Below are 19941 nucleotides of genomic sequence, written 5' to 3' on the forward strand. Positions count from 1 at the left end.
TTTGCAGCGGTTTGTTATAGGTTTTGATTGCCCTGCGCTTGACTGGCAGCCGCTAAGGGCGAAAACCTTAAACGACTGGCGCCATGGCTGCGGCTTGCATATCGCCGTCGATCTCGTCGGCGCGCACCGAGGCCGCACGCTGCAGCAGCGGCGTGGCATAGGCCTCGAATTCGGGCCGCTTGGGCAAGCTGCCGTCCATCATGCTCCATCCGATATAGCTGGCCAGATACAGATCGGCGGCCGTGAAGTGGTCGCCGCAGACATAGCGTTTTCCGGCCACCGCATGCAGCAAGGTGTTCAGCACATCGTCAAAGCGGCCAAAGCCTGCGCTCATGGCCTGCTGATGAGTTTGCGATTGCAGCCAGCCTTCGTTGCGGGCGGTTGTGACGGCCTCCACAGGCCCGGCGACAAAGAACAGCCAGCGAAAGTAGCTGGCCCGTTCCGGGCTGCCCATCACCGGGGCCAGTTGTTTCTCGGGGAAAAGCTCGGCCAGATAGGCGAGGATGGCTCCGGTCTCGGTGACCACGGCATCGCCATGCTGCAGCGCCGGTACCTTGCCCATGGAGTTGATGGACAGGTACTCGGGCGACTTCATCTCGGGTCCGAATTCCAGCTCAACGGTTTCATAGTCGGCACCGCATTCCTCCAGCATCCAGCGCACCATGCGGGCGCGTGATCTGGGGTTGCTGAAAAAGCGCAGCTTGGGCTGGTGAGATGTGGACATTGCGGCTCTCCTTGACGGGCTGTTGTGACATGGCAAAAACGCCATGCAGCCAATGTAGGAGCGGGGGCTGACAGTTTCTGTCAGCAGCGCCGCTCAATCCAGCGTGTAGCCGGTTTCGTCCAGCCAGCGCTGTATCAGTGCCTGGCGCCGCTGCGGATAGCGTTCGCCCAGATCCTCCAGCGCGTCCACGCGGTCGGCGCGAAAGTGACGAAAGGCCTGGCGCAACTCGCACCAGGCCGAGACCACGCGGCTGCGCTCGAAGTAGGCCATGGCAAACGGCCAGATGCGGCGCTGGCTCGGCACGCCATGCTGGTCGCGGTAGTGCAGCACGACCTTGTGTTCGGCACGGATGGCGCGGCGCAGCGCGGCCTGCCAGGGCTCGGCCGGCGGATCTGTCTGCATATTGGGAACCAGCAGGCCGCTGGTGTCGACGGCAATGCGCAGCTCCAGCGGCAGTGCTGTGCGTATGCGGTCCATGGCGGCGGTGGCGGCCTGGGCCAGTTGCGGATCAGCCTGCAGGCTGGCCCAGCGCGCGCCCAGCAGCAGGGCCTCCAGCTCGTCGGCGTTGAACATCAGCGGCGGCAGCAGAAAGCCGGGCCGCATCTCGAAACCTATGCCGGGGTCGCCCAGGATGTCGGCGCCCTGGGTGCGCAAGGTGGCGATGTCGCGGTACAGCGTGCGCAGGCTGATGCCCAGTGCCTGGGCCAGTTCGGGCCCGGTCTGCGGCTGACGGGCGCGGCGCAGCGTATCCAGCAATTGCAGCAGACGGGCGGAGCGGCTCATGAAAGAAATCTCGGAGGTGAACGACGCAGGAGTTTGGCACGCTCTCATGCCGGGACGCTGGTTTGTCGTTCTCTCTGCAATCCCTCCTACCGCGCAGCGTGAGAGGAGGGAGCTGCCAGGACCGCTCAGGCGGAGTTCATGGCGCCAGCCGTGATCTCCAGGCTGCGCAGGCGCAGCTCGGCGTCATAGACATCGCTGACGATCATGAATTCATCGGCCTGGGTCTCGTCGGCCAGATTCTGCAGTCCCTGGCGCACGGTATCCGGGCCGCCGATGACGCCCACGGCCAGAAAATCGGCAATCGCCGCCTGGGCGCGCCCATCCAGCTGCTCCCAGAAGTCCGGTATCGGGGGCATGAGGCGGGTGCGGTTTCCGGTCAGAATGCCGAGCACGCGCTGATAGGTGCTGCTGGCCAGAAACCGCGCCTCTTCATCGCTGGGGGCTGCAATCACGGGCACGCCGACAATCGCGTAAGGCTTGGCCAGTGTGGCACTGGGCTTGAACATCTGGCGGTACAGGGCCAGGGCCTGGTGCAGCATGCGTGGCGCAAAGTGCGAGGCAAAGGCGTAGGGCAGGCCCATGTGTGCAGCCAGCTGGGCAGAGAACAGGCTGGAGCCCAGCAGCCAGATGGGCACGTGGGTGCCCGCGCCCGGCATGGCGATGATGCGTGCTCCATCCTGCTGATCGCCCAGCAGGCGCTGCAGCTCCTGCACGTCGCGTGGGAAATCCTCCTCGGTCTCCACGCGGTCGCGGCGCAGGGCGCGCATGGTCGCTGCGTCGGTGCCCGGCGCGCGGCCCAGACCCAGGTCGATGCGGCCCGGGTAGAGCTCGGCCAGCGTGCCGAAGGCCTCGGCGACCACCAGCGGTGCATGGTTGGGCAGCATGATGCCGCCCGAGCCCACACGAATCTTCTGCGTGGCACCTGCGATGTGGCCGATCAGCACGGCCGTGGCCGAACTCGCAATGCCCGGCATATTGTGGTGCTCGGCCAGCCAGTAGCGGGTGAAGCCCAGCTTTTCAGCCTGCTGCGCGGTGCGCACGGCAATCTGCAGAGCATCGGCCACCGTTCCGCCTTCGCGCACGGCGACCAGGTCCAGCATGGACAGCTTGACGTTGTTCAGGGATTTCATGGCGATTGATCTCTATGGTTTGATAGCTTGCAGCGTTTTTGGGGTCAGCGCTTGCGGCCGATCTCACGTCCAAAAACAATGCCGACCAGCACACCCCAGGCCAGCAGCACGGCGGCCATGGCGTAGTAGGTGCTGCCGGCTTGCATGGCGAATACCGAGCCCAGCAAGGCCACCAGCGCCGCCATGCGGATCACGCGGCGCAACTGGTCCACGGGCAGGCGGGCCTTGAGGTTGAACAGCACGGCGAGGCTGATGACAGCCAGGGCGATCAGCAGCAGAAACAGATCGCCGCCATAGGGCTGGACGGAAGTGCGAAGGTTTTCAAGCATGGCAACGATTCTGGCAAAGCTCAATGACCGCTGCTGGCTGAGGCCATGCATGAAAAAAGCCCACCGTGAGGTGGGCTGTGCAGCGAGGCGGGGAGTCAGTTCAGGCCGAGGGCGGCAAGCAGCGCATCGGCTGCAGTGCCATTGAGCCGCTGCTGATTGCTGATCATCTGCTTGTCCCGATAGCCTATATAGGTGATGCCGCCCCGTTCGACGAACAGGCGGTAGTTCTGGAAGTTGCTGACATTGAGCTGGGTGGGCTCCTGCGTGAAGCGCAGCACCTTGGCATCTGCCTGGGTGGCGATGCTGTAGTTGCTGACCAGGATCGTCTTGCAGGTGGACACTCCGTTGATGAACAGGGTCCGGTTGTTGGGCAAGGTGCTCATATCGCCCTCGCATTCATAAAAGCGCGCGCGCTGCTCGCCGCCGTTCTCGAAACCCACCATATAGCGCTTGTAGGCAGCACTGCCATCGGGCTTGAGATAGTCGCGGCGGCCGACCAGCACGCGCGAGTTGTTGCCGTGCACATCGGCGGCCGAGACATTGGGCGCGAAGTCGCCGGCGTTCCACGCGATGAATTCCGCAAGCGTGGCGCTGCGCCAGGTGCTGGTGTCAGGGTTGTTGGGGGCGTCGGCACGAGCAATGGTGGCGCGGTTGGCGTTGTTGCTCAGGTAGTAGTCGCTGCCGCCCAGATCGGTGACGGTGCGATAGCTGAGCGTGGAGCCGCTGGGGAAGGTCGTTTCGGCGGGAACCTGATCGGGCCTGGGGCCCCAGCTGGCAAAGCTGCCGTCGGCCGCGTCCTGCCACGGCGCGGAGCGGATCTCGGTGACGATGTCGCGCATCTTCAGGCCGGTGATATTGCGCATGCTTTGCCTGGCTCTGCTGGCCAGGCTCTTGCAGTACAGGGATTCGGTCTCGCCGCTGGCAAGGCTGGTGACCTGCTGCACGAAATCGGTGGGACAGGCAAACCATTCGCTGCCGGTCCAATAGACCTGCGGCCGGGTCCAGGGCTGTTCCTGGCCGCCGACCACGCGCTCGCGGAATTCCGTGAAATAGCGTTTGCCGTTGGCATCGGGCGTGTTCTGCTCGGCCGTGGCTTCGAAGGCCCGGATGTAGTAGTTGCTGGTGTCGGTAAAGCTGAGCCAGCGCAGCTGAGTGCTAGCCGCGGGGCCGCCGGCCTCGGGGCTGCTGGATTGCGACTGCATGGCTGCGATCAGGCCCACATTGCCGGCCGTGACGCCCGAGGCACTGGCCACCTGCTGGGCGGCGGTTTCCATGGCTGATTGCTTGTCCTTCATGGAGCTGCTGGTGTCGCTGAGGGCGGGGTTGTCCAGCACGGCCGTGGCCAGGGTTTGCAACTGCTGCAGCAGCACGCTGTTGATGGCGGCATTGAGCTGCACCGAGCTCAGCGGTGCGCCGTCGACGCCAGTGGCGCCTGCCGTGTTGCTGAGCTGGGTCTGGGTGGTCACCACGATCAGGCGCGCCATGGTTGCGGCCAGCTTGCCGGCGTCGCTGCCGTCCTGGGTGAAATCCGCCAGCGCCGAAGTGCCCAGGCCCAGCTGGCTCTGGATGGCTGCTGCCGCATCGCTGGTGCTGCTGCCCGTGGCCTGGCTGTGCGCATGGACCAGGGTGCTCAGCGGGCTGACGACGCCAGGCTGATCGGCGGGCGCTCGCAGCATGAAGGCCACGGGAACGGCGCCGGTGTCGGCATCGACGGAGTCCTTGGTGACCAGGGCCAGAATCGGGAACTTGCCCACATCGGCCTCTGGCACTTCCAGGCTGGCTTGACCGGCTGCATTGGTGACGGCACTGGGCTCCCCTGTGTCGCAGCTGCCGTTGTCATTTCTGTCCAGGCAGACCTTGACGTTCTGCAAGGCGCCGTCGATCACGGTGGTGGAGATCGATCTTGTGGCCGGAGCCGGGGCGGGCGACGGAGCAGTAGAAGCGCTGTCGCTGCCGCCGCCGCAGCCGGAAATGGAGGCAATCAGGACCAGGGTGCCCAGGGATACCGAGCGGCGGATGAATGGTGTGGTGGTGGGTGCTTGTGACATGGCAGCCTTTGGTTGAGAGAGTGGCTGCCTTGTTTGTAAGCACTTGTTGTCGCGAAAACATCACCAGAATGGGTGAAGGGTTTGCAGCTATTTCAAAGTGTGAGTAAATGAAATGAATCCCCAGCGAAGCTCCATGAGGTGCTTGCTGTGGCGAGCCTTGGAAGGAGGCTCTATGGCGGTAGCGCATCTGCCTTTGATGTTGCAGGAACGGTTGCCCGCATTGATTGCGGCCATCTACGAGTCGGCACTGGAGCCGGCGCGCTGGCAGGGCTTTCTGGCCTTGTTAGGCGCGGCCCTGCGTTCACCGGCCAGCGTGATCTGGGCCAACGACTTCGCACAGCGGACGGTGGATCTGGACGGGGGCTTCGGCACTTTCGGCGCCAGCCAGGGCTTTGCCGCCGCTGAACTGGAAAGCTTTGCCGCCCACTACTGTCAGTGCAATGTCTGGCTGCAGGACCAGAGTCTGCATAGACCGGGCACGGTGGTGAATTCCTCCACCCTGTTTCCCGACCGCAGCCTGCCGGGTACCGAGTGGTATGGCGACTGGTTGCGGCCTCAGGACCTGTTCTATTCCTGCGCGGCCGTGGTCGACAATCAGCATGACCGATCTTTCAACATCACCGTTGTCAGGCCGCATGCCGTGGGTGCCTACAGCGCCGAAGAGCTGGGCCTTGTGCAGCAGCTCATGCCGCATCTGCAGAGCGCATTTGCAATTCACCGACGCCTGTACCGTACCCAGGCATTGCTGAATGCATCGCTGGCCGTACTGGAGGATCTGCCGGTAGGCGTGGTTCTTCTGGACGAGCGTGCGGCCGTGATGCATGCCAGCAGCCGGGCCTTGCGCCTGATGGAGCAAAGCCAGCTGATGTATCGCGCGGCCGACGAGAGCCTGCAGGCCACCAATGCCGCAGACCAGCGCTGGCTGCAGAAAGCCATGCGGGACTGTGTTGCCACGGGACTGGGCAAGGCGCTGCACCACGGGCGGGCCAGCCGCTTCACAGGGCTGGCCGGACAGCAGTTGCAGGTCATGGTGTCGCCCTTGCCCGTACACAGCAGCCCCTATGGCGAGCGCAGTGCCGCCATGCTGCTTATCAGCGATCCGGCGCTGAGCATTCCTTCGCTGCAGGATTTGCTGCGCAATCTCTATCGGCTCACGCTGGCAGAGGCTCAACTGGCCCAGGCGCTGATCAATGGCTGGACCCTGCAGGAGTTCGCCGAGAGACAGGGCCTGTCCATCCATACCGCGCGTTCGCAATTCAAATCGGCAGCGGTCAAGGTCGGTGTGGGGCGGCAGGCTGATTTCGTGCGCGTGCTGCTCACGGGGCCTGCCATGCTGCGCTGGCGCGAGTGAGTCTCGGACCCTCAGTCGCGCGTGACGCGCATCACCTCGGCCTGGGTAGTGATGCCTTCGCGAATCAGGCGTTCGCCATCCTCGCGCATCAACTGCATGCCTGCAGCCATGGCAGTCTCGCGGATCTCGGCCTCGCTGGCACCGCGATGGATCTGGGCGCGAATCGCATCGTCCACCGCCAGCAGCTCGAAGATGCCGGTGCGGCCCCGGTAGCCGCTGGGCTCGCTTTGGTCGACCTTGCGTACCAGGCGCTGCGCCAGCACCCCCAGCAGCGATGAGGACAGCAAAAAGGGCTCGACCCCCATGTCGATCAGGCGGGTGACGGCGCTGGGTGCGTCGTTGGTGTGCAGCGTGGCCAGTACCAAGTGGCCGGTGAGCGAAGCCTGGATGGCGATCTGCGCGGTTTCGAAGTCGCGGATTTCGCCGATCATGATCACGTCCGGGTCCTGGCGCAGCAGGGCGCGCAAGGCCTTGGCAAAGGTCAGCTCGATCTTGGCGTTGACCTGGGTCTGGCCCACGCCGGCCAGCTCATATTCGATGGGGTCTTCCACCGTCATGATGTTGCTGTGGCTGGCATCCATGCGCTGCAGCGCGGCGTAGAGCGTGGTGGTCTTGCCCGAGCCCGTGGGGCCGGTGACCAGCACGATGCCGTGCGGCTGCGCCGTGAGATGGGTAAAGCGCCTGAGCGTCTCGCCGCCCATGCCCACGGCTTCCAGGCTGAGCTTGCTCTCGCTCTTGTCCAGCAGGCGCAGCACGGCACGCTCGCCGTGGGCGCTGGGCAGGGTGGAGACGCGCACGTCAATGGCTCGCGTGCCCAGGCGCAGGCTGATGCGCCCGTCCTGGGGCAGACGTTTCTCGGCAATGTCCAGATCGGCCATGATCTTCAGGCGGCTGATCAGGGCGGCGTGCAGGGCGCGATTGGGCTGCACCACTTCGCGCAGATCGCCGTCCACGCGAAAGCGCACGCTGGAATGGCGCTCGTAGGGCTCGATATGGATGTCCGAAGCACCGTCGCGCGCCGCCTGCGTGAGCAGGGCGTTGAGCATGCGGATGATGGGGGCGTCATCGGCGGTTTCCAGCAAGTCCTCCACGGCTGGCAGGTCCTGCATCATGCGTGTCAGATCGGCATCGGACTCGACCTCGCTGACCACCATGGCTGCGCTGGAGTCGCTTTGCGCATAGGCCGCGCTGATGCGGTGGGCCAGCGCGCCGCTGTCCAGCAACTGCCAGCGTTGCACTGCATGCTTGCGCTGCACTTCGGAGATGGCCGACCAGTCGGGCTGAGGGCCATGCCAGAGCACGGGCTCCTGGCCGTCATCCTCGATCAGCAGCTGGCTGCTGCGGGCAAAGCCATAGGGCAGGGGGTAGCGCATGCGTGGCCTTCGCTTACAGAGTGCCCGGAGGCAGGGTGGCGGGCGTCGCAGGCGTCACGGTCACTGGCTGGCCGTTCACCGTGGGCTGGCCCGGGCGCGTGAAGTCCACGATCTCGGGCTTGGCCCCGGGAATGATGGCCACATTGGGCACGCTCGCCGGTGCAGCACCGCTGGATGCGGGCAGCAAGGGCGCGGCATTGACATTGCGCATCAGCAGATTGGGGTCGGGCTGCACGGTTTGCTGCATGCCGCGAATGGACTCATAGCGGTCCTGCGAAAGCTGGCTGGTGGAGTTGGCGTCACGCAACACCGTGGGGCGCAGAAACACCATCAGATTGGTTTTCTTGCGCTCGCGGCTGGTGTTGCGGAACAGATTGCCCAGCAAGGGAATGTCGCCCAGCAGCGGCACGCGCTCCTGGCTCTGGCTGTATTCGTCGGCAATCAGGCCGCCCAGCACCACGATGGCTCCGTCCTCGACCAGCACATTCGACTCGATGGAGCGTTTGGTGGTGGTGGCACCGGACTGGGCGTTGGCGGTGCCCTGCTTGACTGCCGAGTTCTCCTGGTAGACGGCCATCTTGATGGTGCCGTTCTCGTTGATCTGCGGACGAATCTTGAGCAGCGTACCCACGTCCTTGCGCTCATAGGTGGTGAAGGGATTGACCGAGCCCGAGGTGCCGGCGGTGTTGGTATAGGAGCCTGTGGGAAAGGGCACGTTCTCGCCCACCATGATGCTGGCCTCCTCGTTGTCCAGCGTCATCAGATTGGGCGTGGAGAGAATGTTGGTGTCGCCGTCGCCCTGCATCAGGTTGACCAGGGCGCCCAGGCTGGTGTTGCCGTTGACGTTCTGGGTGAAGCCCAGGTTCATGCCCTTCATGCCGCCGATCGCCGATGCCTGGCTGTCGGTGAGGGGCGTGCCGTTGACCAGATTGCCCACGGCACCCGACAGGCCGAAGATGTTCGAGATGCCGCTGATGGAAGTGCCGTTGCCGAGCACGCCCAGCACGCGGCCGTTGTTGCGGATCACCGAACTCCATTGCACGCCGAGCTGGGCCGCCTTGTCGGCGGAGACTTCGACAATCAGTGCTTCGATCAGCACCTGGGCGCGGCGGCCGTCGAGCTTGTCGATGACGGTGCGCAACTGACGGTACAGCGGGCCGGGGGCGGTGATGATCAGCGAGTTGGTCGTGGGGTCGGCCTGGATCATGCCGCCCGTGGAGGGTTGCTGGGCCGTGCCGAAGCGCGAGCTGGGGCCGCTGTTGCCGCCGCCCAGGCCTACGGTGGCGCTGCCGTCCGTGCCGCGTGAAATGACGGGCTGGGAGCTTGCTGCATTCGTGGTCGAGCCGGCGGCTGCCGTCATGCCCGGCTGGCCGCCCAGGGCGGTGCTGGCGCTGGTCTGGGCGTTGATGGCGGCACGCAGCGTGGCGGCCAGGGACACCGCGTCGGCGTTCTTGAGATACACCACATGGATGTTGCCGTCATCACCGTTGCCCGTCATGGCCGGCTGGTCCAGACGCGCGATCAGCGAGCGGATCAGCGACAGCTTGGCCGGGTTGGCCGCTCGGATCAGCACCGAGTTGCTGCGCGGCTCGGCCAGTATGGAGGTGCGGAAGCTGGTGTCCGCCTGGCCTGCTGCCGCGCCGGCTCCGGCCTGGATCACGCCGCCTGCGGTGGCAGAGCCGCCTTCCATGAGGCGATTGACCAGGGCCACCATGTCGGCGGCCACGGCATGGCGCAGCGAGATGACTTCCACATCGGTGGCGTTGGATACATCGGTGCTGGCGATGATGCGCGAGATGCGCTGCAGGTTGTCCGCGTAGTCGGTGATGATCAGCGAGTTGTTGCCGGGGTTGACGTTGATGGTGTTGTTGGGGCTGATCAGCGGCCGCAGCACGGGCACCAGATTGTTGGCGTTCTCGTAGTTGAGCTTGAAGATCTGCGTGACGATCTGTCCGCCGCCAGCCTGACTGCCGCGTCCGCCCTGGCCGACGGAGACCTCGCTGGACTGCAGCTTGGCATCGGCTTCGGGAATCACCTTGAACAGACCTGCCGACTCCGTCACCGTGAAGCCCTGCATGCGCAGTGCCGCCAGGTACTGCTGATAGGCAGTGGCAGGCGAGACGGCCTTGTCGGTCAGCAGCGTGATCTGGCCCTTGACGCGCGGATCCACCACCACGTTGCGATTGGTGATGGCTGCCATGGCGCGCGACACGGCCTCGATATCGGCATTGGTGAAGTTCAGCGTGACCGGCTCGCCAGGTCGCAAACTGGGAGTGGCATTCGCTTGTCCGCTCTGGGTTTGAGCATGAATAGGTGCTGAAATGCAGACGGCAAGCGAGGCAACAGCTATCGAATGCAGTGTGTTTTGCCAGGCGGTGCGTGAATGCTGAGTCATGTGTCAACCAAAGGTGATGATGGAGCGCGCACCCTGGCGGCGCCCCAAGATATTGAGCAAATTTGACAGAGCGGCTTCGCGCTCGGGGCTGGCAGAGGCTTCGCCACTGAAATGCAGGCGCGAGCCCACCCATTGGCCCTGACCGCTGAGCTGCAGGTCGCCGCCCAGCGTGGTCAGATTCAGCTGGGCATTGTCTCCGCCCTGTATATCGAGGCGGTAGCTGCCCAGGGGCTTGAGCGACGACAGTCTGGACGATACGGCCAGGGCTTCGAGCCGCGTCAGGCCCTGGCTGGTGGCCCGGCCGGCGCGATATTGCAGCATCAGCCCGACGGTGGACAGGCGCAACTGGCCCTGCAGGGCCACGGTGTTCCAGGGCGTGCCCAGGCCGGCCAGCATGTCGGCGGGCAGTTGCAGCATGCCGTCCTTGAAGCGCACCGTCATGGCGTTCCAGCCCGGCTGCAGCTGCGCCAGCATCGGGGTACTGGTGCAGCAATCGCTTTGCAGGCTGATGCTGGCGCCGCTCAGGCCGGGTCGCAGTGTCCAGTTCAGGCGCGTGGGCAGGCTGCTCTGGTCCTGGCTGTCCTTGCCGCCCGTGAGCACCAGCCTGGCCGAGCCACGCCAGAGCGTGCCGCGCGGCTCCTGCAGCTGTACCTGGTCGGCTGTGATCGATTGCACGCCTGCGGCCAGCCAGGCCGCCGGAGCCTGGACCAGCACCGTCAGCAGAGCACCCAGCAAGGCACCGCCCACTGCCCAGCGGCGCGGCGAACGCGGATCGCCCGCATCGCGCTGTCTGCGCAGGGCTTGGCTGGCGGGGCGTGATCGGGACAGTTTCATGGCCTGGGCTCAGTTCTGCCCGCCCGCGTTGTCGGGCAAATCGAGCAGCAGATTGCCGCTCCAGCGTGTAACGGCAGCGCCGTCGACGCTTTCGCCGAGGATGCGGTTGAGCTTCATCTCGGCCACCGAGGCATGGCTGTTATCACGCACCTGTGCCAGCCAGCGGGCGAGGGCGGGGGCGGCGGCATTGCTCAGGCTGACCTGGGCACGGTTGCCCAGCCACTGCAACTGTGCGCTGTTGCCGAGTTCGGTCTTGAGCGACTGCTCCAGCTGCGCGCGTGCATCGACGCTATTGCCCTGCGGCTGCTGGCGCAGCAGCTCGGCCTGGGCCTGCATCTGCAGCATGTTCTGCAGCTCGCGCTCCGCTGCCGCATGGCGTGCGGGGGCCGTGCGCAGGCTGTGCAGGGCCGGTGCCAGCGCCACCCACCAGAGCAGGGCCAGCAGCACGACACTGGCGGCGATCAGCAACAGATTCTGTTCGCGCTGGGCCAGGGCGCTCCAGCGCTGGCGCAGCGGAGCCAATGCGGTTTTCAAAGCGTTCTTCTGCTTCATGGCCTAGCCTTTGCACTGAGCACCAGATCTGTTCCTTCGCGTTGCAGCATATAGCCATTGGCCTGCAGGCTTTGCTGTGCGTCGCCCAGTGCTTCGGGACTCAGGTCCAGACCCGAGATACGCAGCTGCTTGTCCTGGTATTGCAGGCTCTTGGCATTCTGCACGCCCTGAATGCCAGCGCTAGCGGCCAGCAGGGCTTCAAGGTCGCCGGCGGACAGTGCGCCGGAGTTGCTGCGCAGCAGATCCAGTTCGCGTTGCATCTGTACCGGAGCATCGATGATGACGGGCACGTGAGGGAAGGTGGTCTGAAGTACCTGCTTGGCCTGCTGCTGGCGCAGTTCGATGGCACGGTTTTCCCTGAAGGCCCAGGCGTTGAGTCCGGCCAGCTGGGCGACGACGGCAATGCCTGCTGCCCAGCGCGCAGCACGCCATTGCGGGGCCTTGGCAAAACCATGCCAGGCATCGAGCAGGCGGCGCTTGGCGCGGGTGCTGCCGCCCAGGTCCAGATCGAACTGGGCCAGGTCGCCGGCGTAGCCATGGCTTTGCAGCAGCCGCTGGGCGGCGGTGAAGATGCTGACCGGGCGCTGCAGTGTCTCCGCGCTGTGTGCCAGATGGGGTTCGGCCAGCACCGGCAGATCCTCGGGCAGGCGAGCCAGCAGTGGCTGCAACAGGCCGGCATCGGCATGCAGGGGCAGGACGACGAGGCAGGCCTGTGCATCCAGTCCGGTGGCACTCAGCTGGGGCAGGGTGCTGTCGCCCGACAGAAGCAGCTGGGCCATGCTGCTGGGCCATTGTTCGGGCACCAGGCGGCTGGCGGCATGACCATGCTGCTCCAGGGCCTGCAGATGGGATTGCAGCCAGCCCTTGTCGCAGGCAGCCACCCAGCAGGTCTGACCCGCCGCCGAGCCAGTGTCCAGTGCCAGGTGCATGGCGGACGGCTCATCGAGCAGCTTTTCTTCCAGCAAACCCTCAAGCACGGCGCGCAGACGCTGCTGGCGCCGGCTTTGCACATTTAGCCCCAAAGGCAGGGTGACGGCATGCCAGGACAACTGAGCTGCGGGGATGACGGCGGTGATCTGGGCCGTGCGGCCCGCAGCCGGCAGCAGGGACGCCGCAGCCTGGCCGCTGCGCTGAATGCTTTGGCCATCGTCGCTGAGGACGTAAAGATATTCCGTGGCGGAGTTGGCGTGCTTCGCCGACAGCTGTATTAGCAATGTGCTCATGAGGGAAGATGCAGCATTCTATGGGGGCAGTGTGACATCAGGGTGTCAGGGTCTGGCAACCGCGGGCATACCCCAGTCGGCATGCTCCTGCCACAGGGTAGTCACGCTCATGTCCTTGCGCTGAATCAGTGAACGCTGGCTCAAGACGTTGTCCCCGAGGCGCAGGCGACCGCGGGCTTCGAAATAGCTGGTGGTCACGGAGTGCATGGCACTGTTGAAGACGCCGCTCAGGCCTATGGCCGCAGCCGCTGCATTCAGGGACTTGAAAGGCGAGGCGTCGCGCAACTGCACCAACTGGTTGGCGCGGGCCCAGTCCAGGTCCTCGGTGCTGGCCCAGATGACCTCGGCGCTGGCCGTATTGAGATTGACCATGGTGCGCTCGGGCAACAGCGAGACATAGGGCTCGATGCGCGCGATGATGCGCGGATCGACGCCCAGCCAGCCCAGTTGCCCGACGGTGCGCGGCATCAGCGGCGCAGCCTGGCTCTTGCCGCGCAGGGCCTGCTGCAAGGCCGTGGCGATCTGCATGACGGAGCTGCCGGGCAGACCCAGGCGCTCGAACAGGCGCAGAAAAGGCTTGAGGTTCTCCTCCTTCACGCTCGAATCGGCCCCGCTGAGCAGATTGCGCAGATTCAGGCGCGACTGCAGATCCACGATCTCGCCCGAGAGAAAAGCGTCCTGCATGTCGGCAAGACCGTCATCGACCTGGCTGACATTGTTCTTGGCTGCCAGAAATGTGGACAGGCGAGCCTCCTTCAGCGGCACCGCCCAGGGCTCGCCCAGATGATCGACCGGGTTGCTGCGGTTGGCGCGCGAGTCCTCCTGCAGCACCACGCGCGACCAGTCCAGCGCGCCCAGCAGCAACCAGTTGGCCTGCACGCGATTACGTTCGGCGGTCTCGATTTCCACATCGCGCCATTGCTGCCAGAGCGCGGCCGAGGCCAGGGTGGCAACCAGCACCACCGTCAGCATGGCCGCCAGCAGTGCTGCACCGCGCTGGCGCGTGCGCCTGAAACTGGCGCGTCCCAAGCCGGAAACCCCGAGCATGGGCAGCCTCGCAGCGATGGGGTTGCCCCCTTGAGGGGAAGGCGCGCAGCGGCTCAGGGGGGATTTCATGATCTGGAGTTCGAGCGCAGCGGGTTGACCCAGTCCACCGTCATCACTCCATTGAGCGCGCGGCCTGGGGGCAGTGTCAGTTCTATGCGTATGCCGTCGGGCACGACGGGCAGCACGGGGTTGCCGTCGCTGCCGACGCTGCTGCCGTCATCGCTGCCCTGATCGCTGGACTGCGGATTGGTCCAGGCGTTGCTGCGGTAGTAGTAGACGCGCCACAGATCAAGCGGGATCAGCACGGTCTCGCGGCGCATCTGGTCGCTGGAAGGATTGCGGCCCCATTGGGCCGCCTGGTTCCAGGCATCGTTCCATTCGCTGACCGTGCGCGCGGGCAGCGATTGCCAGCGCACCCATTGGAAGCGGCCATCGACATTGCGACGGCTCCAGGCCACGATGAGCGCCCCGTTGTCGACGGCTGCACTGGTCTTGCGCGTCAGGCGCAGCACCTGGCCGTCCCAGTCCAGCACCTGGCGGCCCTGCAGCGGCATCAGCGCGTTGAGGTCGGCATTCCACTGGGCCAGCACGGTCTGCATGACGGCGTGTTGCTCACCTTGCTCGCGTGTCACTTCCTGAGCCCTCAGCATGCCGTCGATGCCGCGCCAGCTCATGATGGCCAGCAGGGCCATGGCGGCCAGGGCGACCAGCAGCTCGATCAGCGTGAAACCTTGGTTTCTGTTGCGCATGCTGCTCATGATTCAGTAGCGACCGACGATGGTGGAGACGCGCAGCACCGCAGCAGCCTCGGAAAACACCTGGGCATCCACGCGCCTGAAACTGGGGTTGGGCGTGGGGCGCACGCTGAGCTGTACCTGCATCTGTCTGCCGGCCTGCTGGCACTGGATGGTGGTGTCGCCGACGGCAGGCATCTGATTGAACAGGCGCAGTCGCACCAGTTCGTTCTGCGCGCAGAGCTGGGCCAGGATGACGTCGGACTGGCGTTGGGCGTTGCGCGTCAGGGCGCTGCTGGCCTGAAGTCCAGCCAGCAGGGTGACGCCGACAATGCCGACCGCGACCAGTACCTCGATCAGCGTGAATCCGCGCTGCAGCAGGACGGGCTTCATGGCGTCACCTGCAGGCTTTGAATGCTGAACGGGCGCAGCCCGTCGGTGGCCAGCCGCAGTGGTGCCGAGTTGCTGCCGGGCAGCGACAAGGTAATGCTCTGTCTTGGAATCAGCGGCTCCGGCCCCAGCACCACGGGTGTATTGGGCTGCACCAGCACAGGAGTCTGCAGCCATTGAGTGGGCATCTTGACGTTGGGTGGCAGGCCTTCAAACCGGAAGCCCTGCGGCAGCGGGCGCCAGACCACCAGGGCGCCATTGGTACGGGCCTGGGCGCGTGCCGACTCCAGCAGCGTGGCCAGACGCTGGGCTTCGCGCTCGAGCTGTTGCTCGCCGCTGTCGCGTATGGCCAGGCTCACACCCGCCGTCGCCAGTGCCATGATGGAAATCACCACCAGCAACTCCAAGAGTGTGAATCCCCCCTGAAGCGCTGCGCGCCTTCCCCCCCGGGGGACGACAGCCTGTGCTGCGGGGCGGCCCTTGCTGGCTGTCCCTGTGACAGAGCGCACCCGTTCTACAGGCATTTGATGCGTTCGGGGTTGCCGCCGGGCCACCCCAAGGCAAACCCCGGCGCCAGCCGGTCAGGGCCCCCTCGGGGGGCAGCGACCACACGCAGTGAGGGAGCGTGGGGGCTCATTGCTATTGCCAGGAGCCAATATCCGCATCCTTGCCTTCGCCGCCGGCCTTGCCGTCAGCGCCCAGGGACATGATGTCAATGGGGCCCTTCACGCCTGGGTTCAGGTATTGATAAGGATTGCCCCAGGGGTCATTGGGCAGCTTTTCCAGGTAGGGCTTCCAGTTCTGCGGAGCGGGGCCTGTGGTGGGTTTGACCACCAGCGCCTGCAGGCCCTGTTCGGCCGTTGGATAGCGCTGGTTGTCGAGGCGGTAGAGCTTGAGCGCCTGGTTGATATTGGCGATATCGGTCTTGGCTGCGGTCACGCGGGCATCGTCGGCGCGGTCCAGCACATTGGGCACGATAAGAGCTGCCAGCACGCCAATGATGACCAGCACCACCATCAATTCGATCAGGGTAAAGCCGCGCGATGCGGCGTGGCGAATAGCAGACATCGGATGACGGCAGTTGGTGCTCATTGGAAACTGTAGGAAAAATGCAGTATTGCACCATCATAATCGTCGAATGCGACTGCAATCTTTCAATACCGGTCAGGGCCTTTCCATGCCGGTCAAACTCACGACCCTGCTGCTGTGGGCGATTGCCGCTGCGGTGGTGGTGTTCTGGACACTCCGGTTCGTCGGCAGTGGCAGTGAGCAGTTACCTTCGGTTGTACCTGCTCAGCCGGTACAGGCCAATGCCCAGGCCATGGCCAAGGCTTTGGGGGCGGTTGCCGCGCCTGTTGCCGCCGTGGCCGCGCCAGTGGCCAGCCGCTATGCCCTGCTGGGGGTGCTGGCAGGGCACGAAACAGGTGGCGGTGCCGCAGTGATCGCAGTGGAAGGCAAGGGCAGCAAGGCCGTGCGTGTGGGCGAGGCCGTGGAGGATGGCGTGATTCTGCAATCGCTGGCGGCGCGCGAAGCGCGACTGGGCCCTGCCAACGGGCCGGCCAGCACGGTGCTGCAATTGCCCAGGCCGCCCATGGCCAGCTTCAACTGAGTTCGAGCTGCAGCCACTGTCCATAGGCGGGCGCCGGCAAGGTCCATTCATGGCTTTGCGGCAGCCGGCGGCCATGTTGCAGCAGCCACTGCGCACAGCGTGCCACACCGGCATGGCAGATCCACACCATATGCTCGCTGTCGCTGCTGAGCGCGTCCTGCAGTGCCTCGTGGACGCGCTGCAGCATCTGTGCCAGTGATTCGCCCTCGCCAGGTGCGTGCCGCGCCAGATCCTGCGCCCAGGCACCGATGGCAGCTTCGCCGATGTCGTTCCAGCGCAGGCCTTCCCAATGCCCGAAGTCCATCTCCAGCAGTCTGCCGTCGGGGGTGGAGATGAAATCCGGCTCCAGTACCTGCAGATCCAACGCCAACTGCCTGCATCTTTGTAGCGGCGAGTGCCGGATCTGCAGCCTGCCATGCAGGGGCTGCAGAGATTGCTGCAGGGCCTGAGCGGCTTGCCGGGTGGCTTGTGCATCGGCGGCGATATCGAGGCGGCCGTAACAGCGCTCTGTATCGATCAAGGGGCGTGCGTGGCGCGCCAGCCATAGAGTCTTCATGGCTGTTCTATAGCAGTTGGCGCAGATAGATGCAACTGGCCAGTAGCAGAGCCAGTTCATTGAGCTGCTGGCAGGCACCCAGGCAGTCACCCGTCATGCCGCCAAGGCGCTGCAACAACCAGCGCTGCAGCAGCCAGGTGGTGAGCAGCATGGCCGCCAGCAGGCTGGGCACAAAGCTCCAGACGCCGAGCCAGCCCAGCAGGCCCAGTGCCGGCAGGCACCAGAGGCTGCCTGTCAGCAGTCCTTGCCAGCCCAGCTGCCTGCCCGCGATATGCAGGGTCTTGCTGCTCGCGGCCAGGCCGACGTGGGGCAGGCTGCGCATCAGCACCAGCGGCGCAAAGCGCGACAGCACATGAATGCAGCACACGAGGATGAGCACCGGCACCGGTCCCCAGAACGGCTGCATGACGGACAGCAGAAGGGCGATTAGCACGACCTTGGTCAGCAGGGCCATGAGCAGTGCCATCACGCCATAGGCGCCGATGCGCGAGTCCTTCATGATCTCCAGTGCGCGCTCGGGCGGGACCAGGCCGCCCAGCCCGTCGGCGACGTCGGCCAGGCCGTCCTCATGAAAACCGCCGGTCAGCCACAAGGTGCCGGCGGTGCTGATGAGAGCAGCCGCCAGCGGCGACCAGGGGCTTGCCGGCAGCAGCCAGAGCAGGGCTGCTAGCAGCAGCGCGGCCCACAGGCCCACCAGCCAGCCCACGCCCGGCAGATGCGCGGCGCTGGCACGCTGCATTTCGGGGCTCCAGCCCACCCAGGCGGCCAGACGTCCAGCCACGGGGATGCGGCTGAAGAACTGGACGGCCAGCAGATAGTGGCGCAGGGCTTGCATGGTGTTGCGAATAAAAAAGGAGCTGGTCCCGCTTGGTATTCCTATGTTTCAGAGTCTTTTCTATCTGAAAGCATTGCAGGAAGGGTGGTTGCAGCTCCTTTTTTATTTTTACTTCAGGAACAACTGATAAGCAGGATTGCTGGTTTCCTCCACCCAGGGATAGCCGAGGTTCTTGAGGAAGCTGTCGAACTTCTTGTGGTCCCTGGCAGGCACCTGCATGCCGACCAGGATGCGGCCGTAGTCGGCGCCCTGGTTGCGGTAGTGGAACAGGGAGATATTCCAGGTCGGCGCCATCAGGCTCAGGAACTTGAACAGCGCGCCGGGGCGCTCGGGGAAGACAAAGCGCAGCAGGCGCTCGTCCTGTGCCAGTGGCGAGTGGCCGCCCACCATATGGCGCAGATGTTCCTTGGCCATCTCGTCAAAGGTCAGGTCCAGCGCCTCAAAGCCGTTCTTCTGGAAGTTCTTGCAGATCTTCTCGGACTCGCCCCGGGTCGGCGTGGTCAGACCCACGAACACATGGGCCTTGCTGTCGTGGCTGATGCGGTAGTTGAACTCGGTCACGTTGCGCGGGCCGCCGGGCAGCTTGCCCACCACCTCGCAAAAATGCTTGAAGCTGCCGCGCTCTTCGGGGATGGTGACGGCGAACAGGGCTTCGCGCTCCTCGCCGACCTCGGCGCGCTCGGCCACAAAGCGCAGGCGGTCGAAGTTCATATTGGCGCCGCTCAGTATGGCGGCGTAGGTCTCACCCTTGGTCTTGTGCCTGGCCACGTACTGCTTGATGGCTGCCACGCCCAGGGCGCCCGAGGGCTCGACGATGGAGCGGGTGTCGGTGAAGATGTCCTTGATGGCGGCGCAGACGGCATCGGTGTCCACGGTCACATAGTCATCCACCAGGCCCTGGGTGACGCGGAAGGTTTCCGCTCCCACCAGCTTCACGGCGGTGCCGTCGGCGAACAGGCCCACATCGGCCAGTTCCACGCGCTCGCCCGCCTGCACGGACTGCATCATGGCGTTCGAGTCCTTGGTGTGCACGCCGATCACCTTCACCTCGGGGCGCACGGCCTTGATGTAGTTGGCAATGCCGGCAATCAGGCCGCCGCCGCCGATGGGCACGAAGATGGCGTCCAGGCGCTGGCTGCCCAGTTTTTGCAGCTGGCGCAGCAGCTCCATGGCGATGGTGCCCTGGCCGGCAATCACATCGGGGTCGTCAAAGGGGTGGACAAAGGTCAGACCCTCGGACTTTTGCAGCTTGACGGCGTGTTTGTAGGCATCGGAGTAACTTTCTCCGGCCAGCACCGCCTCGCCGCCCAGGGCGATCACGGCATCGATCTTCACCTGGGGCGTGGTGGTGGGCATCACGATCACGGCGCGGCAGCCCAGCTTCTTGGCGCTCATCGCCGTACCCTGGGCATGGTTGCCCGCGCTGGCGCAGATCACGCCCTTTTGCAGCTGCTCGGCCGTCAGATTGGCCATCTTGTTATAGGCGCCGCGCAACTTGAAGCTGAACACGGGCTGCTGGTCCTCGCGCTTCAGAAGCACTTTGTTGTGCAGGCGGCGGCTGAGGTTCTTGGCAATGTCCAGGTCCGACTCCACGGCAACGTCATAGACGCGTGCATTGAGGATGCGAGTCAGATAATCGGCAGGGGTCAGGGCTTGAGTCATGGTGCAAATCGAAAGCAGAGCACCAGAGCCAGGGCAATCAGCCTGCCGGGTGCATGGAAGCCGATCATGATAGGCCCTTGCTTGCTGCGCTGCAGTACTCGCTCAAGAGGTGCATGCTGCTGCTCTGAGAAGCAGGATGAGCAGGCACGAAAAAGAGCCCCTAGCTCAGGAGCTAGGGGCTGAATCCACCATTAGAGGAGGTGGAGGAGACAAAGGGTGCGATACAGATCGGTATTAACCAGCAATCTGCAGTTTGCCTGCGGGTTTGACCTCACAGGTAACGCTTGGGTTGTATTGTATGAGGCTTGTGTTTTCTGTGCATCAAAAGATTCGGGTTTTTATGTATTTGATGCAAAATTGCAACAG

At 64.7% G+C, this 19941-nt stretch carries 20 protein-coding genes; 2 read left to right on the forward strand and 18 right to left on the reverse strand.

The features are described 5' to 3' along the window. Window positions 1-67: 67 nt before the first annotated feature. The 5 genes from FSY45_RS11710 to FSY45_RS11730 all read right to left on the reverse strand — a co-directional run bounded on the left by FSY45_RS11710 (window position 68) and on the right by FSY45_RS11730 (window position 5014). Window positions 68-724, reverse strand: a complete 657-nt coding sequence (locus tag FSY45_RS11710) for a glutathione S-transferase family protein (protein WP_046461031.1) — start codon at window positions 722-724, stop codon at window positions 68-70. Between the two features lie 93 nt (window positions 725-817). Beyond that, a complete protein-coding gene (locus FSY45_RS11715; RefSeq protein ID WP_046461032.1) occupies window positions 818-1507 on the reverse strand; it encodes a YafY family protein in 690 nt (229 codons plus the stop codon). 125 nt (window positions 1508-1632) lie between these two features. Beyond that, the gene (locus FSY45_RS11720; RefSeq protein ID WP_046461033.1) at window positions 1633-2637 is read right to left on the reverse strand and encodes an LLM class flavin-dependent oxidoreductase; all 1005 of its coding nucleotides are present in this window, start codon (window positions 2635-2637) and stop codon (window positions 1633-1635) included. A 44-nt stretch (window positions 2638-2681) separates the two neighbouring features. Beyond that, window positions 2682-2966: a hypothetical protein gene (locus tag FSY45_RS11725; protein WP_003058824.1), complete on the reverse strand. Its 285-nt coding sequence runs from the start codon at window positions 2964-2966 to the stop codon at window positions 2682-2684. Window positions 2967-3061: 95 nt separating this feature from the next. Then, entirely contained in the window at window positions 3062-5014 is a 1953-nt protein-coding gene (locus FSY45_RS11730) for a hypothetical protein (protein ID WP_046461034.1), read from the reverse strand. Between the two features lie 172 nt (window positions 5015-5186). Here FSY45_RS11730 and FSY45_RS11735 point away from each other — a divergent pair, with 172 nt between their 5' ends. Then, window positions 5187-6365, forward strand: coding sequence for a helix-turn-helix transcriptional regulator (locus FSY45_RS11735; protein ID WP_046461035.1), 1179 nt, complete (start codon window positions 5187-5189; stop codon window positions 6363-6365). 11 nt (window positions 6366-6376) lie between these two features. On the opposite strand, the gene FSY45_RS11740 is transcribed toward FSY45_RS11735, so the two are convergent. The 10 genes from FSY45_RS11740 to gspG form a co-directional block, all read right to left on the reverse strand. Beyond that, the gene (locus FSY45_RS11740; protein ID WP_003061919.1) at window positions 6377-7738 is read right to left on the reverse strand and encodes a GspE/PulE family protein; all 1362 of its coding nucleotides are present in this window, start codon (window positions 7736-7738) and stop codon (window positions 6377-6379) included. A 13-nt stretch (window positions 7739-7751) separates the two neighbouring features. Continuing rightward, the gene (gene gspD / locus FSY45_RS11745) at window positions 7752-10133 is read right to left on the reverse strand and encodes a type II secretion system secretin GspD (RefSeq protein ID WP_046461036.1); all 2382 of its coding nucleotides are present in this window, start codon (window positions 10131-10133) and stop codon (window positions 7752-7754) included. Window positions 10134-10136: 3 nt separating this feature from the next. Next, window positions 10137-10967 carry a type II secretion system protein N gene (gene gspN / locus FSY45_RS11750; RefSeq protein WP_046461037.1) on the reverse strand — a complete coding sequence of 277 codons (831 nt, stop codon included), beginning with the start codon at window positions 10965-10967 and terminating at the stop codon, window positions 10137-10139. Between the two features lie 9 nt (window positions 10968-10976). Continuing rightward, complete coding sequence (gspM, locus tag FSY45_RS11755; protein ID WP_003061925.1) at window positions 10977-11519, reverse strand: type II secretion system protein GspM; 543 nt, start codon at window positions 11517-11519, stop codon at window positions 10977-10979. After that, the gene (gene gspL, locus FSY45_RS11760; RefSeq protein ID WP_046461038.1) at window positions 11516-12742 is read right to left on the reverse strand and encodes a type II secretion system protein GspL; all 1227 of its coding nucleotides are present in this window, start codon (window positions 12740-12742) and stop codon (window positions 11516-11518) included. Before gspL ends, gspM begins: the two co-directional genes overlap by 4 nt. 45 nt (window positions 12743-12787) lie before the next feature. Beyond that, window positions 12788-13789, reverse strand: coding sequence for a type II secretion system minor pseudopilin GspK (gspK, locus tag FSY45_RS11765; RefSeq protein ID WP_046461039.1), 1002 nt, complete (start codon window positions 13787-13789; stop codon window positions 12788-12790). Window positions 13790-13854: 65 nt separating this feature from the next. Continuing rightward, window positions 13855-14547, reverse strand: coding sequence for a type II secretion system protein J (locus FSY45_RS11770; RefSeq protein ID WP_080944425.1), 693 nt, complete (start codon window positions 14545-14547; stop codon window positions 13855-13857). 3 nt (window positions 14548-14550) lie between these two features. Then, on the reverse strand, window positions 14551-14916 hold the full coding sequence (gene gspI / locus FSY45_RS11775; RefSeq protein ID WP_039049562.1) for a type II secretion system minor pseudopilin GspI: 366 nt from the start codon (window positions 14914-14916) through the stop codon (window positions 14551-14553). Next, complete coding sequence (locus tag FSY45_RS11780; RefSeq protein ID WP_003061935.1) at window positions 14913-15320, reverse strand: type II secretion system protein GspH; 408 nt, start codon at window positions 15318-15320, stop codon at window positions 14913-14915. Before FSY45_RS11780 ends, gspI begins: the two co-directional genes overlap by 4 nt. Window positions 15321-15552: 232 nt before the next feature. After that, window positions 15553-15981: a type II secretion system major pseudopilin GspG gene (gspG, locus tag FSY45_RS11790; RefSeq protein WP_080554087.1), complete on the reverse strand. Its 429-nt coding sequence runs from the start codon at window positions 15979-15981 to the stop codon at window positions 15553-15555. A gap of 70 nt (window positions 15982-16051) precedes the next feature. On the opposite strand from gspG, the gene FSY45_RS11795 reads away from it, so the two are divergent. Then, window positions 16052-16522, forward strand: coding sequence for a hypothetical protein (locus FSY45_RS11795; RefSeq protein WP_012837012.1), 471 nt, complete (start codon window positions 16052-16054; stop codon window positions 16520-16522). Here FSY45_RS11795 and FSY45_RS11800 read toward each other — a convergent pair. The 3 genes from FSY45_RS11800 to ilvA all read right to left on the reverse strand — a co-directional run bounded on the left by FSY45_RS11800 (window position 16515) and on the right by ilvA (window position 19575). After that, window positions 16515-17078: a histidine phosphatase family protein gene (locus FSY45_RS11800; RefSeq protein ID WP_046461040.1), complete on the reverse strand. Its 564-nt coding sequence runs from the start codon at window positions 17076-17078 to the stop codon at window positions 16515-16517. The two genes, FSY45_RS11795 and FSY45_RS11800, sit on opposite strands and share 8 nt — an antisense overlap. 7 nt (window positions 17079-17085) lie before the next feature. Beyond that, window positions 17086-17913, reverse strand: coding sequence for an adenosylcobinamide-GDP ribazoletransferase (locus FSY45_RS11805; RefSeq protein ID WP_046461041.1), 828 nt, complete (start codon window positions 17911-17913; stop codon window positions 17086-17088). A 108-nt stretch (window positions 17914-18021) separates the two neighbouring features. Beyond that, on the reverse strand, window positions 18022-19575 hold the full coding sequence (ilvA, locus tag FSY45_RS11810) for a threonine ammonia-lyase, biosynthetic (protein ID WP_046461042.1): 1554 nt from the start codon (window positions 19573-19575) through the stop codon (window positions 18022-18024). Between the last annotated feature and the right edge of the window lie 366 nt (window positions 19576-19941).

Source organism: Comamonas sp. Z1 (assembly GCF_008121555.1).
Taxonomy (GTDB): domain Bacteria; phylum Pseudomonadota; class Gammaproteobacteria; order Burkholderiales; family Burkholderiaceae_C; genus Comamonas; species Comamonas thiooxydans.

Excerpts from the sequence above, each read along its gene's own strand:
- FSY45_RS11770 (WP_080944425.1), bottom strand. The coding sequence starts at position 14,547 with ATGAGCAGCATGCGCAACAGAAACCAAGGTTTCACGCTGATCGAGCTG.
- gspK (WP_046461039.1), bottom strand. The coding sequence starts at position 13,789 with ATGCTCGGGGTTTCCGGCTTGGGACGCGCCAGTTTCAGGCGCACGCGC.
- gspN (WP_046461037.1), bottom strand. The coding sequence starts at position 10,967 with ATGAAACTGTCCCGATCACGCCCCGCCAGCCAAGCCCTGCGCAGACAG.
- FSY45_RS11735 (WP_046461035.1), top strand. The coding sequence starts at position 5,187 with ATGGCGGTAGCGCATCTGCCTTTGATGTTGCAGGAACGGTTGCCCGCA.
- FSY45_RS11710 (WP_046461031.1), bottom strand. The coding sequence starts at position 724 with ATGTCCACATCTCACCAGCCCAAGCTGCGCTTTTTCAGCAACCCCAGA.
- FSY45_RS11715 (WP_046461032.1), bottom strand. The coding sequence starts at position 1,507 with ATGAGCCGCTCCGCCCGTCTGCTGCAATTGCTGGATACGCTGCGCCGC.
- FSY45_RS11740 (WP_003061919.1), bottom strand. The coding sequence starts at position 7,738 with ATGCGCTACCCCCTGCCCTATGGCTTTGCCCGCAGCAGCCAGCTGCTG.
- gspL (WP_046461038.1), bottom strand. The coding sequence starts at position 12,742 with ATGAGCACATTGCTAATACAGCTGTCGGCGAAGCACGCCAACTCCGCC.
- gspD (WP_046461036.1), bottom strand. The coding sequence starts at position 10,133 with ATGACTCAGCATTCACGCACCGCCTGGCAAAACACACTGCATTCGATA.
- gspM (WP_003061925.1), bottom strand. The coding sequence starts at position 11,519 with ATGAAGCAGAAGAACGCTTTGAAAACCGCATTGGCTCCGCTGCGCCAG.
- gspG (WP_080554087.1), bottom strand. The coding sequence starts at position 15,981 with ATGTCTGCTATTCGCCACGCCGCATCGCGCGGCTTTACCCTGATCGAA.
- FSY45_RS11725 (WP_003058824.1), bottom strand. The coding sequence starts at position 2,966 with ATGCTTGAAAACCTTCGCACTTCCGTCCAGCCCTATGGCGGCGATCTG.
- ilvA (WP_046461042.1), bottom strand. The coding sequence starts at position 19,575 with ATGACTCAAGCCCTGACCCCTGCCGATTATCTGACTCGCATCCTCAAT.
- FSY45_RS11800 (WP_046461040.1), bottom strand. The coding sequence starts at position 17,078 with ATGAAGACTCTATGGCTGGCGCGCCACGCACGCCCCTTGATCGATACA.
- FSY45_RS11720 (WP_046461033.1), bottom strand. The coding sequence starts at position 2,637 with ATGAAATCCCTGAACAACGTCAAGCTGTCCATGCTGGACCTGGTCGCC.
- FSY45_RS11805 (WP_046461041.1), bottom strand. The coding sequence starts at position 17,913 with ATGCAAGCCCTGCGCCACTATCTGCTGGCCGTCCAGTTCTTCAGCCGC.
- gspI (WP_039049562.1), bottom strand. The coding sequence starts at position 14,916 with ATGAAGCCCGTCCTGCTGCAGCGCGGATTCACGCTGATCGAGGTACTG.
- FSY45_RS11730 (WP_046461034.1), bottom strand. The coding sequence starts at position 5,014 with ATGTCACAAGCACCCACCACCACACCATTCATCCGCCGCTCGGTATCC.
- FSY45_RS11795 (WP_012837012.1), top strand. The coding sequence starts at position 16,052 with ATGCGACTGCAATCTTTCAATACCGGTCAGGGCCTTTCCATGCCGGTC.